Here is a 14,344-nt window from a genome sequence, read left to right as displayed (position 1 = left end):
TTGGAGGGACCGCAGATAAACACGAGAATCATACAGCGATCCACTGCGCCAGCGACGCGTTGGGCAAATACGGAGATGGGAGGTGGGGGAGATGCGCCGCCCTTTTATTGAGGGACTTGCGTGTGGCCCCCTCATCCGCCTGCCGGCGGCGGCGTGTCGATTCCCTCTTCTCCCCAGCGGAGAGAAGGTGCCCGTAGGGCGGATGAGGGGGCCACATGGCATGCCCTCACAATTCATCTACCCCGCAACTCCAACAGCAACACCGCGCCCGAGCGCCCGGAACACGGTCGAAACAATCCCGGCGCGGTCCAACCCGGCATGGGCGTTCATCGCTTCCGGCTTGGCCTGTTCCATCCAGATGTCGGGCATGACGAGCGAGCGGATCTTCAGGCCGTTGTCGAGCAGGCCTTCGCTCGAAAGGTATTGCATCACCTGGCTGCCGAAGCCGCCGACCGAGCCTTCCTCGACGGTGATCAGCATCTCGTGGTGGCGGGCGAGCTGGCGGATCAGGTCGCGATCGAGCGGCTTGGCGAAACGCGCATCGGCGACCGTTGTCGAAAGGCCGGCAGCCTCGAGATCTTCGCTGGCGAGCAGGCAGTCGGCAAGCCGGGTGCCGAAGGAGAGCAGCGCCACCTTGGTGCCTTCCTTGACGATGCGGCCCTTGCCGATCTGCAGGATTTCGCCGCGCGCCGGCATGTCGACGCCGACACCTTCGCCGCGGGGATAGCGGAAGGAGATCGGGCCGGCATCATAGGCGGCTGCCGTGCGCACCATGTGCTTGAGTTCGGCCTCGTCGGCCGCCGCCATCACCACGAAGCCGGGCAGGGTCGCGAGGAAGGCGGTGTCGAAGGAGCCGGCATGGGTCGGCCCGTCGGCGCCGACGAAGCCGGCGCGGTCGATCGGGAAACGCACCGGCAGGCCCTGGATCGCCACATCGTGCACGACCTGGTCATAGGCGCGCTGCAGGAAGGTGGAATAGAGTGCGGCGAACGGTTTGTAGCCTTCCGCCGCAAGGCCGGCGGCAAAGGTCACGGCATGCTGTTCGGCGATGCCGACGTCGAAACAGCGCGACGGGAAGGCTTCTGCGAGCTTGTCGAGACCGGTACCATTCGGCATGGCGGCGGTGATGCCGACGATCTTGTCGTCGAGAGCGGCTTCCTGCACCAGCGCTTCGGCAAAGACGCTGGTATAGCTCGGTGCGTTCGGCTTGACCCGCGCCTGCGCGCCCGTGATGACGTCGAACTTGTTGACGCCGTGATATTTGTCGGCAGCGGCCTCCGCCGGCGGATAACCCTTGCCCTTCTGGGTGACGACATGGATCAGCACCGGCCCGCGGCCATTGTCGCGCACATTGCGCAGCACCGGCAGCAGATGGTCGAAGGAATGCCCGTCGATCGGCCCGATATGATAGAAGCCCATCTCCTCGAACATCGTGCCGCCAGTGACGTAGCCGCGCGCGTGCTCGACGGCGCGCGTGATCGCCCGGTCGATATTCTTGCCGAGATAGGCCGTCAGCTTCTTGCCGAAGTCGCGGAAGCCCATATAGGTGCGCCCCGAAGCGAGGCGGGCGAGATAGGCGCTCATTGCGCCGGTCGGCGGCGCGATCGACATGTCGTTGTCGTTGAGGATGACGATGAGGCGGGCATCGAGGGCACCGGCATTGTTCAGCGCCTCATAGGCCATGCCGGCCGACATCGCCCCGTCGCCGATGACGGCGATGACGCGGCGGTCGGTTTTGTCGAGATCGGCGGCAATCGCCATGCCGAGGCCGGCCGAGATCGAGGTCGAGGAGTGCGCTGCCCCGAACGGATCATATTCGCTCTCGGCCCGGCGGGTGAAACCGGAAAGGCCGTTTTCCTGGCGCAGCGTGCGGATGCGGTCGCGCCGGCCGGTGAGAATCTTGTGCGGATAGCATTGGTGGCCGACATCGAAGATCAGCCGGTCGTTGGGCGTATCGAAGACGCTGTGGATGGCGATCGTCAGCTCGACCACGCCGAGGCCGGCGCCGAGATGACCGCCGGTGCGCGACACCGCATCGATCATTTCATCCCGGACCTCGCGGGCAAGCTGCGGCAGGTCGCGATCCTCGAGCTTGCGCAGGTCGGCGGGATAGACGACCTGGTCGAGCAGGGGGGTCTTCGGCAGTTGTGTCACGGGCGGGCGCTCTTTCTTGCTTTTCCTCGTTTCGCTTTATTCGATTAGATCGGGGCAAAACAAGTGCATTTCAGGAACCGAAGGTTTTCACCTTAGAGCATGGCGGAAAAAAGTGTGAGCGGTTTCGGTAGATATCACTTTCTATTTCTGTGAGTTGCATTTGCCCGTTTTTCCCAGCCGATCGAACGCGCGAAGAGCTGGCGAGCAGCTTGAATATGACACGGAAGGGTAGCAATGTTGCCTTGCTCACTGGGGAGACGGGTCATGGGAACGATTGTTGCAGCGCATGCCTATGTGAACAACGAGGTCGCCTATGTGGCCTGGGAGATAGACGACAAGATCGACGGATGCCTCGGCTTCGAAGTCGTCCGCGTGTATCTCGACGAGCAGGGAAACGTCGCGAAAAGAGCCGATGGCAGCGAGGACCGGGTGACCTGCGCCGCCTGGGTAGCCTTCAAGGGACAGCGCAATCCGCATTGGCTGCCGCAAACGACCTCGCTCTGGCCGGTGCAGAAGCTCTCCTGGCGCGATCTGACGCTGCGCAAGCGGCGCAACGAGATGAGACGACGGCCGGACGAGGTCCGCGTGCGTTACGAGATCCGTCCACTTGGCGACCTGAAGCCGGGCCTGCAGGCCGCGCCCGATCCGACACCTGAGATCGTCCAAATCAACAAGCGGGACGAAAAGGGCAGGCCGATCAGGAAGCCTGACGGCACCTTCGAGAAAATCTCAGTCAAGGCCTATGAAGGGCCGCCGCGGCCGCTCGGTTATCTCGGGCCGGCCGTCGCCTCCAATCGGGTTCATGTGACGCGCAAGCGCGGCCAGTTCGAATCGACCTTCACCAACGGTATCCTGGCTGCCCAGTGGCTGCGAAACGTCCTGCTGGAAGACGGTGTGAAGAAGCCGAACGAGCTGATCGACATGATTTCCGATCCGGCGAACGGCATCCGCAAATATCTGGCCGGCGATGTCATTCCGATGCTCAGGGAGTTCATGAATGCGCCTGGACGCTTTCTGATCGCCCTCTATGAGTTGGAGGACAAGGAACTGCTCGAGCTTCTGCTGGCCAACAAGGACAGGTTACGCATCATTCTCGCCAACACCGGCAAGGTTAGCGACGATTGGGATGTGCGCAATCATGAGGCGCGCAAGGCGCTGATTGAGGCCGGCGTCGAGATTCACCACCGGATGTTCAACAATTCGAGCCAGATCGGCCACAACAAATTCGTGGTGCACATAGCGCCCGACGGGACGCGCAGCGTGTTCACCGGCAGCACCAACTGGACGGCCACGGGACTTGCCGGCCAGTCCAACAACGCCTTGATCGTCCGCAACGATGCGGTCGCCGCGGCCTATGTTGCCTATTGGGAGCGGATGCTGGAAGATAATGCGACGCTGGAAGCTCCCGTCGAATTCGACGACGGCATGCCCGACAACCAGCAGAGCAAGGAATTCCGACGCTCGAATGAAACACCTTCCATCGTCCCGACCGGCAACGGCACTTCGGTCGAAGCATGGTTTTCGCCGAACATGCAGAGCCGAAGGAAGGGCAAGGATACACCGCCCGACCTTCGCGAGGTCTACCGGCTGATGCGCCGCGCCGAGCATGCGGTGCTGTTTCTGGCCTTCTATCCCGGACAGTCCGGCAAGGATTGCATCGTCGGCGAGGCGATCGACATCGGCCTCAAGGACCAGAAGCTGATCGTCACCGGCGCCGTTTCCAGCCCCCAGGCCATGCCCAACTATGTCCCCAGCAAAAAGAACGATCCCGACGACGAGGACGACGATGTCGACGCCACCTCGCCGCATAAGTTCGACGAGGCCAACGTCTCGATCGTCCGGGCCTCGCGCATCGACGACCGGCAACTGCTGGCGGATTTCGGCGCGGAGGAACTGACGGCCAAGAAGGTCGGCGCCATCATTCACGACAAGGTGCTGGTGATCGATCCCTTATCGGATGAGTGCGTCGTCGTCCTCGGCAGCCATAACCTCGGTTTCAAGGCCTCCTACGCCAATGATGAGAACATGCTGATCGTCAAAGGCGACCGCGCCCTTGCCGAGGCCTATGCGGTGCATATCCTCGATGTCTACGACCACTACCGCTTCCGTGCGGTCGAGGCGGAACTGAAGCGCCAGGGCAAGAAGGGCTGGTCGGGCTTCCTCAACGTCGACGACAGTTGGCAGGACGGCTACGTCAATCGCACGAAGGGGGCGCTGACGCGCTATTTCGCGGCGGGTTGATTTCCAGGCGGCCTATCCGCCGCCGTCACCCCTCCGGCAGAGGCACGAATTCCTCTTCGTCACCCGGCACGATATCGAAGCGGCCAGTGCGCCATTCCTCCTTGGCCTTTTCGATCCGTTCCTTCGAGGAGGAGACGAAATTCCACCAGATATAGCGTTTCGAATTCAGCGCCGCGCCGCCGAAGAGCATTAGATGACAGCCGTCGCCGCCGGCTTCCAGCGTGATCGGATCGCCGGGCCGGAAGACCAGCAACTGATCGGCGACGAAGCGATCGCCTGCGATGACCACCTCGCCCGACAGCACGTAGACGGCGCGCTCCTCATGGCCGGCGCCGAAGGGAAAGCGGACGCCCGGCTGCAGGTTGAGATCGACATAGAGCGTGTCGGAGAACGTGCCGACCGGTGATCTCATGCCTTCGAACGAACCGATGACGACCCGGCCGCGCACCCCTGATGTTTCGATCAGCGGCATGTCGGTCTTTTCCGTATGGGCGAAGGAAGGATCGATCTCCTCCTTGTCGTCGGGCAACGCGAGCCATGTCTGCAGCCCGGACATCAGCAACGGGTGGCCGCGCAGATTGTCCGGCGTGCGCTCGGAATGGACGATGCCGCGGCCGGCCGTCATCAGGTTGATGTCGCCGGGACGGATGACCTTTTCGGTGCCGAGGCTGTCGCGATGGCGGATCTCGCCGTCGAAGAGGTAGGTAACGGTCGACAGGCCGATATGCGGATGCGGCTTGACGTCGAGCGCCTCATTGGGCTTCAGGATCGCCGGTCCCATGCGGTCGAAGAAGATGAACGGCCCGACGAGCCGCCGCTGCCGCGTCGGCAGTGCGCGCCGCACCTGGAAGCCGCCGATGTCGCTCGTGCGCGGAATGATCAGGTTCTCGATCGCATCGCAGGCGAAGGCATCGCCGGGCAGGGGATCTTTACCGGGAAAGAAGGACATGAGGGATCTCCGCTTGCAGGGACGTCGACCACAAATAGTCCCTGCAGCGCCGCGCGTCCAACAGGATGTGCCGAAGAGGCTCCATGATGTCAGATCGCGGTGAAGCCGTTATCGACGAAGAGATGAGCGCCATTGACGAAGCTCGATTCATCGCTGGCGAGATAAAGGGCGGCGCGCGCCACGTCTTCCGGTTCGCCGATCCGTCCCTGCTGCGCGGCAATGGCGGCATCCGAAACATCGACGCCGAGCGCCTGCAGGTCGGCGACCTCGCGCAGCCCGTGCGGCGTGCGGATGAAACCGGGGCAGACGGCGTTGCAGCGGATGTTTCGGTCGCGGAACTCGACGGCGATGGCGCGGGCGAACATGTGCACCGCGCCCTTGGTGGTGTCGTACAGCACTTCCATCGGGGTGGCGGCGACCGCCGAGATCGACGAGGTGCAGACGATCGATCCGCCGCCGGCGGCAATCATCTTCGGCAGTACGGCCTTGGTCATCAGGAACATCGAGCGCACATTGACGGCGTGCAGCCAGTCCCATTCCTGAAGCGTCGTTTCCAGGAAGGGTTTGATGACGATGGTGCCGGCATGGTTGAAGAGCACGGTCACTGCACCGTAACGGTCCTCGACGCCCGCAACGGCGGCATTGACGGCTGCTTCGTCGGAGACATCGGCCGTCCAGTGATCGGCCTCGCCGCCGGCATCACGGATCTGCTTCACGGTCTCGGCCGCTGCCTGGCCGTTCCGGTCGATGATCGCCACCCGCGCGCCCTCGGCTGCAAAAAGCTTCGAGGCAGCACCGCCCATGCCGGTCGCGCCGCCCGAGATTATGGCGACCTTGCCCTTCAATCTGTCCGTCATTGTTCCGTCCCCTCGAGATTCTGGAAGGGGATCATAGATCGGCCGCAAGCCGATCGCCAAGCGCCTTCATCAGGGCGCTGCGGCGCTTCAGGCCCCGTCGAGCGGCTCGACACCCTGTGGCCTACCGGCGCGGTCGAGCCTGATCTTCTCGATGCGGTTTTCGGCCGCCGAAAGCAGCGTCTCGCAATGTTTCTTCAGCGCTTCGCCGCGCTCATAGATCTCGATCGATTCATCCAGCGCCACGTCGCCGCGTTCCAGCCGGGCGACGATGCTTTCGAGTTCTGCGACCGCCTTCTCGAAGGAAAGGCCGGACACTTCCGGCTTTGCGCTGTCAGTCATTCTCAACCCTTCATCATTCTCAGAATATGCATGCCCGCCGATTCGGCCAGCCCCTCGAGATCATAGCCGCCTTCGAGCAGGCTGACGACCCGGTTCTTCGCGTGCCGGTCGGCCAGTTCCAGCACTCTGCCGGTCGCCCAGTCGAAATCCTCGCCCGTCAGATTGATCTGCGCCAGCGGGTCGCGGTGATGCGCGTCGAAGCCGGCGGAGATGATGATCAGATCCGGCCGAAAATCGTCGAGCGCCGGCAGCACGCGCGATTTGAACGCCTCGCGGAAATGGTCGCTGCCGACATTCGGCGAAAGCGGCGCATTGACGATGGTATTGTGCTTGCCCTTTTCCTCCTTGGCGCCGGTGCCGGGATAGAGCGGCATCTGATGCGTCGAACAGAACAGCACCGAGGGATCGTCCCAGAAGATGTCCTGCGTGCCGTTGCCGTGGTGCACGTCCCAATCGACGATGGCGACGCGCTCGGCGCCATGCCTCTTCTGCGCATGACGGGCGGCGATCGCCGCATTGTTGAAGAAGCAGAAGCCCATCGCCGTCATCTTCTCGGCGTGATGGCCGGGCGGACGCGCGGCGACGAAGACATTGTCGGCCTGGCCGGAAAAGACATCGTCCACCGCCGCCATCGCCCCGCCGATCCCGGTCAGCGCCGCCTGCAGGCTCTTGACGCTGGCATAAGTATCGGCTTCGAGCTGGTTGATCCGATCCTCTTCCTCGGGGATTTCCCGCATCACGGCGGCAAGATGCTCCTCCGGATGCGCCAGCAGCACCGCATCCTCGCTCGCCTCAGGCGCCTGCCGGCGCTCCAGCCGTTCGAAATTCGGATGTTCCAGCGCGACATTGATGGCGCGGATCCGGTCCGATCGCTCCGGATGGCCGGCGGGCGTCACATGTTCGAGGAAGATCGGGTGTTCATAAAGACGGGTGCTCATGGAGACACTCTATCGGCCGCTTCTGTCATGATCCACAGCAGATGGGGCATTGCCCGCCGATTTCAACAAGTGCTCCCGCGGCGGTTTCGCACGCTATCGGACGCGAACCGTTCAGCCCATTGTTTGCACCGGTCGCATCGTCGCACCGGCGCGCCTTCAACAACCTGCAAGCCAGGCTCTAACGCTTTGAATCAAATCTGTTTCGATCCAATCAATTATGCAGTAATGTCGGTTTGGGGGAATGTTGTAAGGCAGTATTGTTGATGAGTGAGTCAAAGCGTCCTGGGGTGACGGAAATACGCGTGCCGTTTCGCGATGTCGATATGAACGGCAAGATGTTCCTGGCCTCCTATATTTCTTACGCTGAATCCGTTATTGCGAGCTTCTGGTCGGCACGGCCCGATGTAGACGACGAACCGCTCTATAGCGCCAGCAAGATCTCCTGCATGCTTCACCGCCCGCTGCACCATGACGAGCCGGCAATCTTCACCGCCGCCATCGACAAGATCGGCGTGCGTTCCATCGGCTTCCTCGTTTCGATCGACACCGGCGAGGAGCGCGCCGCCGAAGTCGAGATCATCTGGCAGGCCCGCAACAGAGAGGACGAGCAGCCGGCCTCCCTGCCGGAGGAAACGCGCGACTGGCTGTATGGGTTTTTGGATTAGGGGCGTTGCGGCGGGTAGCGATGAAGGACGAGCGAGAGACCGGTCGGTGGGACGCCGACGACGTCGTGACGTTCATGTATGGAACACAGAGAGCCGCGCAGCTTCTGGCGCTGCGGGATTTCTGGAAAGCACTTCTCTCGGCCTGGCCCAATAAGAAAAACATTTTCGTTTCCCCGCATCGTGGAGATGAACCTCAAGAGTAAGAGCCCGGTGCTTGCGGTTTTTACGCAGATGGTTTCCTTGATCTCCGCGATGCGCCTCGGCTTTCCGCCGGCTGAAATTTGGGCCTCTCGTCATCTCGACGCCATGCTGGCCACCAGATCGCTGAACCTCTCGCCCTGAATGCCGACATGCTTCCGCAGCAGGCGGCGGGCGGCATCTCCATCTCCGGCAAAGATCGCGTCGACGATGGCGCAATGTTCCGAGAAGGAGGTCGACAGGCGATTGCGCACGCGCAGCTGGAGGCGGCGGTACGGCCGCAGGCGTCGATGCAATTGCTGGCATTGCTCCTCAAGGAAATCGCTGCGGCTTGCCGCGTAGATCGCCTTATGGAATTCCTCATTGTCGTAATAATAGGCATCGCTATCGCCGGCGCCGGCCGATTGTTCGCAGCGGCTGTGGGTGGCGGTGATCGCTTCACGGGAGGCCTTGTCCAGCCGGCGTGCGGCGAGCGATCCCGCCAGGCCTTCGAGTTCCGCCATCACCTCGAACATCTCATAGATCCGGTGCGGCCCGGGATCTATCACGATCGCACCGCGGCGCGGGCGGATTTCGATCAGCCCGATGGCGTCAAGCTGCATCAACGCCTCGCGCACCGGCGTTCGCGATACGCCGAACCGATTGGCAAGCACCGTTTCATCAAGCCGTTCACCGGGGGCGAACTCGTAGGAAAGTATCGCGTTTTCAATCTCATCCCGAAGCCACCGACCGGCATTCTCTGACATTTGTCTCGCATCCTTCATACGCAAGCGCCATTCTTGTATACACGAATGTTGACGCCGTGTACGAAAGATGACACTCTACATACTACCGATGAAGCCCGACGATGGGAAGCAGATCGTCTGAATGGCCGCACAATACGGCTGGTCTTCGGAAGAGAGGAGAATGGCATGCCCGAGGCGTCTTTCTTCACCGACATGCTGCAAAGCATCACGGATCACGGTCGCCAGCTTTTGTTTTCCGGCTCGCGCAACACACAGGCCGCCGCCAAAGCCGATCTTCAGACCCTCTGTGAAATGCTGCTGTCGAGCCGGGGCGAAGCATCCGGCATGGCCCTTGCGGCCGAGATACTCGATCGCTGGGAGGCCCTCGACAGCGAGGGCGCGCAGACATTCCTCCAGATGCTTCACGAAAAATTCGGACCTGATGCGAGCAAGCTCGACCAGGCGATTGAACGCTACCGCAACGACAAGAGTTCGGCCGCCGTTATTGCGCTCCACCAGGCAGCCGAGCCGCGGCGGCAGGAGCTTCTGCGCCGGTTGAATCACGCGCCGAACGGCACCGCCACGCTCGTTCGCATGCGTCAGCAGCTGCTTGCTTCCAAAGACCGATCAGAAGCCTATGACGCGCTTGATGCCGACTTCACGCATCTGTTCGGCTCCTGGTTCAATCGCGGCTTCCTGACGCTGCGACCCATCGACTGGTCGACGCCGGCAAACATCCTGGAGAAGATCATCAAATACGAGGCCGTGCATGAGATCGCCAGCTGGGAGGAGTTGCGCCGTCGCTTGGCGCCGGCCGACCGTCGATGCTTTGCCTTTTTCCATCCGCGACTGGCCGACGAGCCGCTCGTCTTCGTTGAGGTGGCGCTTACCCGATCCGTGCCGAAGGCGATCGCCGATGTGCTCGATGAGGGCAGGGAGCAGATCAATGCCGACGAGGCGACGACGGCCGTCTTCTATTCGATCTCCAACTGCCAGGATGGCTTGCGCGGGATCTCCTTCGGCAATTTCCTGATCAAGCAGGTGGTGGAAGACCTGCGCCGGGACCTGCCCGGCCTGAAGAATTTCGTCACACTCTCGCCGGTCCCGGGCTTTGCCCGTTGGCTTGCCAAGGTGCGCGCCGCGGCAGACGGCTTGGTTCTATCCGAAGCGGCCCTGAAAATGCTGGCCTTGCTCGACGATCCGAACTGGCCCGGCAAGGAGAACGGCGCGGCCGAAGTGGAGCGCATATTGCTGCCGCTTGCGGCGCGCTACTTCCTGACCGAGCGGACGCCGGAGGGCCGTCCCGTCGATCCCGTTGCCCGCTTCCATCTCGGCAATGGCGCGCGGCTTGAACGATTGAATTTCCTCGGCGACCGCTCGCCCAAGGCTATCCAGCAGGCGCACGGTCTGATGGTCAATTACCTCTACAAGCTCGACGACATCGTCGCCAACCACGAGGCGCTGGCGCAGCGCGGCGAAGTGATCGCCTCGCCCGCCGTCAAAAACCTGCTCAGCCAGAGCGATGACGGCCGCCGCGGCGGCCATGGCCAGCAGGGCTCTCGAGCATTCGTACAACTGATGAATTCCACGCTTGGAGGAGGGCGAAAGTGAGCAACCATCTTTTCGACGCCATGCGGGCCGCCGCGCCCGGCGACGCAGCGTTCATCCGGATCGATAGCACCCGCCTATGGACCTATGACGACGCCTTCGCTCTTTCCGGCCGCATCGCCGGCGCGATGGACACGCTCGGCATCCGCCCCGGCGACCGGGTTGCGGTGCAGGTCGAAAAAAGCGTCGAGGCGCTCATCCTCTATCTCGCCTGTCTTCGCAGCGGTGCCGTCTACCTGCCGCTCAACACCGCCTATACGCTGGCCGAGCTCGACTATTTCATCGGTGATGCGGAGCCGCGTCTGGTGGTCGTCGCCCCGGCCGCACGGGAAGGCGTGGAGACCATCGCCAAACGCCACGGCGCGATCGTCGAAACCCTCGACTCCGACGGTAGCGGCTCTTTGCTCGATCTTGCGCGCGACGAGCCGGCCGACTTTGTCGATGCCTCGCGCGCCGCCGATGATCTGGCCGCGATCCTCTACACCTCGGGAACAACGGGCCGTTCGAAGGGAGCGATGCTCACCCATGGAAATCTGCTCTCCAACGCCCTGACCCTGCGGGACTACTGGCGCGTCACATCAGATGACCGGCTGATTCATGCCCTGCCGATCTTCCACACGCACGGGCTCTTCGTCGCCACCAACGTCACGCTGCTCGCCGGCGCCTCGATGTTCCTGCTGCCGAAGTTCGACGCCGATGAGGTCGTTTCGCTGATGCCGCAGGCAACGATGCTGATGGGCGTGCCGACCTTCTACGTGCGTCTCCTGCAAAGCCCGCGCTTCGACAAACAGGCGGCGGCCAACATTCGCCTGTTCATCTCAGGCTCGGCGCCGCTGCTGGCAGAGACGCATACCGCGTTCCAGGCGCGGACAGGCCACGCGATTCTCGAGCGCTACGGCATGACCGAAACCAATATGAACACGTCGAACCCCTATGACGGAAAGAGGATTGCCGGGACGGTGGGCTTGCCGCTGCCTGACGTGACGGTGCGGGTGACCGATCCCGCCACCGGACAGGTGCTGCCGCCTGAAGAAACCGGCATGATCGAAATCAAGGGGCCGAACGTCTTCAAGGGCTATTGGCGCATGCCGGAGAAAACCGCGGCCGAATTCACCGCCGACGGCTTCTTCATCAGCGGCGATCTCGGCAAGATTGATCGGGACGGCTATGTCCACATCGTCGGCCGCGGCAAGGATCTGGTGATTTCGGGCGGCTACAACATCTATCCGAAAGAGGTCGAGAGCGAGATCGACCAGATCGACGGTGTGGTCGAAAGCGCTGTGATCGGCGTGCCGCATCCCGATTTCGGCGAAGGCGTCACCGCCGTCGTCGTGTGCAAGCCTGGCGCCGTCCTGGATGAAAAGAGCATTGTCAGCGCCCTCCACGACCGCCTCGCGCGCTACAAGCAACCCAAACGCATCATCTTCGCCGACGACCTGCCGCGCAACACGATGGGCAAGGTTCAGAAGAACATCCTGCGGCAGCAATACGCCGATCTTTACACCAGGACGTAAGGCGACCGCCCTTTGGGAGGAGGCGTGTCGGCATCCGCATCAAACTTGAACGCAACAGCTACGGCGCTGGAGGCGCCGGAGGGAGGGGAATCATGGGTATTGAAATACTGGCCATAGGCCTGCTGGTCGCGATGTTCATCATTGCGACGATCCAGCCGATCAACATGGGCGCGCTCGCTTTTGCCGGCGCCTTCGTCCTCGGCTCCATGACAATCGGCATGAAGACCGGCGATATTTTTGCCGGCTTCCCGAGCGATCTGTTCCTGACGCTCGTCGCCGTCACCTACCTCTTCGCCATCGCGCAGATCAACGGCACCATCGACTGGCTGGTCGAATGCGCCGTGCGCCTGGTGCGTGGACGCATCGGTCTGATCCCCTGGGTTATGTTCCTCGTCGCCGCCGTCATCACCGGTTTCGGCGCGCTTGGGCCGGCCGCAGTGGCCATTCTCGCCCCTGTGGCCCTGAGCTTTGCCATTCAGTACCGCATTCACCCGGTGATGATGGGTCTCATGGTGATCCACGGCGCCCAGGCAGGCGGCTTTTCGCCGATCAGCATCTATGGCGGCATCACCAACCAGATCGTCGCGAAGGCCGGCCTGCCTTTCGCTCCGACGTCGTTGTTTCTCTCGAGCTTTTTCTTCAACCTGGCGATATCAGTGCTGGTGTTCTTCGCCTTCGGCGGCGCAAAGGTCATGAGGCACGCGCCGGCAACATCACCTGGCCCCTTGCCCGAACTGCATCCCGAGGGCGTGTCGGCCTCGATCAGGGGCCACGGCGGCACGCCGGCAAAGCCGATCCGGGACCATGCCTACGGCACTGCGGCCGATACGGCGGCGACGCTGCGTCTGAACAATGAGAGAATCACCACCCTGATCGGCCTGACGGCGCTCGGCATCGGCGCCCTGGTTTTCAAGTTCAATGTCGGTCTGGTCGCCATGACCGTCGCCGTTGCGCTGGCGCTGCTGTCCCCGAAGACCCAGAAGGCGGCCATCGACAAGGTCAGCTGGTCGACCGTGCTTTTGATTGCCGGCATCATCACCTATGTCGGCGTCATGGAGAAGGCCGGTACGGTCGACTATGTCGCGAACGGCATATCCAGTCTCGGCATGCCGCTGCTGGTGGCGCTCCTGCTTTGCTTTACCGGCGCCATCGTCTCGGCCTTTGCATCCTCGACCGCGCTGCTCGGCGCCATCATCCCGCTTGCGGTTCCGTTCCTCATGCAGGGACATGTCAGCGCCATAGGCGTGGTCGCGGCCATCGCGATTTCGACGACGATCGTCGATACCAGCCCCTTTTCCACCAATGGCGCTCTTGTGGTCGCCAATGCGCCGGATGACAGGCGAGAGCAGGTCCTCAAGCAGTTGCTGATCTATAGCGCGCTGATTGCCATTATCGGCCCGATCGTCGCCTGGTTGGTGTTCGTCGTGCCGGGGCTGGTTTGACGGCCACCGCCGAACCCATCGCTTTCCGCCCCGGCCCATCGCCCGCGGCGGCGAAAAAACCTGAACGGCGTGGTGTGCGGTATTGGTCGCGGGGCGGGGCGGCCGGCTCAGTATTCCGAACCGCTTCTATTGCTTAGATCGTGACGTTCCGTGCCATTCAATGGTGGATTGAAGACGCTGACGAGGATGAGATCCTCATCCTTGCCACCCCGCAAATAGTGCCGATCGTGTTTGTCGAGAACGTAGATATCGCCGGCGCGGATGGGGAAGACATTGCCGTCCATATCCTCGACCTCGCCTGCTCCCTGGATGCAGTAGCAGGCCTCCAGATGGTTGCGGTACTGCAGCAGGGCTTCGGTGTTGGCGCGAACAACGGTGTGGCAGACGGTAAACCCCATCCCGTCATCCCTGGTCAGCAGACGATGGCTTGTGCCATTGCCCCAATCGACGAAACGCTCGGTCTGCTCGACTTCTCTCAGGCTTCTCACAAACATGTTCGTCTCCTCGCGAATGGCTGAGATGTGTTGATCTCCGTGATCCATTAGGCACTGCACCCGCGACTCTTTCAAATGATCTAATTTGAGAGACTTGTTAGAATATTCTACACATAATCTGGCGCGGGCCGAGGGCGATCGGATATTCTCCGGCACGTTCGAAGTGATACTAAAAGATTTGACATATCGGGCGGCCAATGGATCCTGCTGCTTATGTGAG

General features: G+C 62.2%; 12 protein-coding genes. 5 read left to right on the top strand and 7 right to left on the bottom strand.

The genetic code is table 11. The annotated features are described in order from the left end of the window. Positions 1–237: 237 nt before the first annotated feature. Positions 238–2,154 carry a 1-deoxy-D-xylulose-5-phosphate synthase gene (dxs, locus tag J7U39_RS15340; RefSeq protein WP_210628960.1) on the bottom strand — a complete coding sequence of 639 codons (1,917 nt, stop codon included), beginning with the start codon at positions 2,152–2,154 and terminating at the stop codon, positions 238–240. A gap of 264 nt (positions 2,155–2,418) precedes the next feature. On the opposite strand from dxs, the gene J7U39_RS15335 reads away from it, so the two are divergent. Next, positions 2,419–4,395, top strand: coding sequence for a phospholipase D-like domain-containing protein (locus J7U39_RS15335; RefSeq protein WP_210628959.1), 1,977 nt, complete (start codon positions 2,419–2,421; stop codon positions 4,393–4,395). 25 nt (positions 4,396–4,420) lie between these two features. On the opposite strand, the gene J7U39_RS15330 is transcribed toward J7U39_RS15335, so the two are convergent. From J7U39_RS15330 to J7U39_RS15315, 4 genes are all read right to left on the bottom strand, one after another. After that, the gene (locus tag J7U39_RS15330) at positions 4,421–5,344 is read right to left on the bottom strand and encodes a pirin family protein (RefSeq protein ID WP_210628958.1); all 924 of its coding nucleotides are present in this window, start codon (positions 5,342–5,344) and stop codon (positions 4,421–4,423) included. A gap of 89 nt (positions 5,345–5,433) precedes the next feature. Then, entirely contained in the window at positions 5,434–6,201 is a 768-nt protein-coding gene (locus J7U39_RS15325) for an SDR family oxidoreductase (RefSeq protein ID WP_210628957.1), read from the bottom strand. Between the two features lie 87 nt (positions 6,202–6,288). Beyond that, the gene (locus J7U39_RS15320; RefSeq protein WP_039618216.1) at positions 6,289–6,540 is read right to left on the bottom strand and encodes an exodeoxyribonuclease VII small subunit; all 252 of its coding nucleotides are present in this window, start codon (positions 6,538–6,540) and stop codon (positions 6,289–6,291) included. 2 nt (positions 6,541–6,542) lie between these two features. Then, complete coding sequence (locus J7U39_RS15315) at positions 6,543–7,478, bottom strand: histone deacetylase family protein (protein WP_210628956.1); 936 nt, start codon at positions 7,476–7,478, stop codon at positions 6,543–6,545. Between the two features lie 263 nt (positions 7,479–7,741). Here J7U39_RS15315 and J7U39_RS15310 point away from each other — a divergent pair, with 263 nt between their 5' ends. Further along, positions 7,742–8,143, top strand: coding sequence for a thioesterase family protein (locus J7U39_RS15310; RefSeq protein ID WP_085777184.1), 402 nt, complete (start codon positions 7,742–7,744; stop codon positions 8,141–8,143). Positions 8,144–8,436: 293 nt separating this feature from the next. On the opposite strand, the gene J7U39_RS15305 is transcribed toward J7U39_RS15310, so the two are convergent. Beyond that, positions 8,437–9,087 (bottom strand): GntR family transcriptional regulator, encoded by a 651-nt coding sequence (locus tag J7U39_RS15305; protein WP_210628955.1) that lies wholly within the window; start codon positions 9,085–9,087, stop codon positions 8,437–8,439. 165 nt (positions 9,088–9,252) lie between these two features. On the opposite strand from J7U39_RS15305, the gene J7U39_RS15300 reads away from it, so the two are divergent. The 3 genes from J7U39_RS15300 (at position 9,253) to J7U39_RS15290 (ending at position 13,630) form a co-directional block, all read left to right on the top strand. Next, a complete protein-coding gene (locus J7U39_RS15300; protein ID WP_210628954.1) occupies positions 9,253–10,677 on the top strand; it encodes a malonyl-CoA decarboxylase in 1,425 nt (474 codons plus the stop codon). Next, positions 10,674–12,188: a malonyl-CoA synthase gene (locus J7U39_RS15295; RefSeq protein ID WP_210628953.1), complete on the top strand. Its 1,515-nt coding sequence runs from the start codon at positions 10,674–10,676 to the stop codon at positions 12,186–12,188. The genes J7U39_RS15300 and J7U39_RS15295 overlap by 4 nt, the downstream gene beginning before the upstream one ends. Positions 12,189–12,280: 92 nt before the next feature. Then, positions 12,281–13,630, top strand: coding sequence for an SLC13 family permease (locus tag J7U39_RS15290; protein WP_210628952.1), 1,350 nt, complete (start codon positions 12,281–12,283; stop codon positions 13,628–13,630). A gap of 107 nt (positions 13,631–13,737) precedes the next feature. On the opposite strand, the gene J7U39_RS15285 is transcribed toward J7U39_RS15290, so the two are convergent. Continuing rightward, positions 13,738–14,124, bottom strand: a complete 387-nt coding sequence (locus J7U39_RS15285; protein WP_085779980.1) for an ectoine synthase — start codon at positions 14,122–14,124, stop codon at positions 13,738–13,740. Positions 14,125–14,344: the final 220 nt, after the last annotated feature.

It is taken from the genome of Rhizobium sp. NLR16a, from assembly GCF_017948245.1.
Classification (GTDB): Bacteria; Pseudomonadota; Alphaproteobacteria; order Rhizobiales; family Rhizobiaceae; genus Rhizobium.
Note: the sequence above shows the minus strand (reverse complement) of the source record. Positions and strands in the feature narration are given on the sequence as shown.

What these genes read in the sequence shown, in the direction of transcription:
- J7U39_RS15315 (WP_210628956.1), bottom strand. Translation starts at nt 7,478, where the DNA reads ATGAGCACCCGTCTTTATGAACACCCGATCTTCCTCGAACATGTGACG.
- J7U39_RS15285 (WP_085779980.1), bottom strand. Translation starts at nt 14,124, where the DNA reads ATGTTTGTGAGAAGCCTGAGAGAAGTCGAGCAGACCGAGCGTTTCGTC.
- J7U39_RS15330 (WP_210628958.1), bottom strand. Translation starts at nt 5,344, where the DNA reads ATGTCCTTCTTTCCCGGTAAAGATCCCCTGCCCGGCGATGCCTTCGCC.
- J7U39_RS15310 (WP_085777184.1), top strand. Translation starts at nt 7,742, where the DNA reads ATGAGTGAGTCAAAGCGTCCTGGGGTGACGGAAATACGCGTGCCGTTT.
- J7U39_RS15320 (WP_039618216.1), bottom strand. Translation starts at nt 6,540, where the DNA reads ATGACTGACAGCGCAAAGCCGGAAGTGTCCGGCCTTTCCTTCGAGAAG.
- J7U39_RS15335 (WP_210628959.1), top strand. Translation starts at nt 2,419, where the DNA reads ATGGGAACGATTGTTGCAGCGCATGCCTATGTGAACAACGAGGTCGCC.
- J7U39_RS15325 (WP_210628957.1), bottom strand. Translation starts at nt 6,201, where the DNA reads ATGACGGACAGATTGAAGGGCAAGGTCGCCATAATCTCGGGCGGCGCG.
- J7U39_RS15305 (WP_210628955.1), bottom strand. Translation starts at nt 9,087, where the DNA reads ATGTCAGAGAATGCCGGTCGGTGGCTTCGGGATGAGATTGAAAACGCG.
- J7U39_RS15290 (WP_210628952.1), top strand. Translation starts at nt 12,281, where the DNA reads ATGGGTATTGAAATACTGGCCATAGGCCTGCTGGTCGCGATGTTCATC.
- J7U39_RS15300 (WP_210628954.1), top strand. Translation starts at nt 9,253, where the DNA reads ATGCCCGAGGCGTCTTTCTTCACCGACATGCTGCAAAGCATCACGGAT.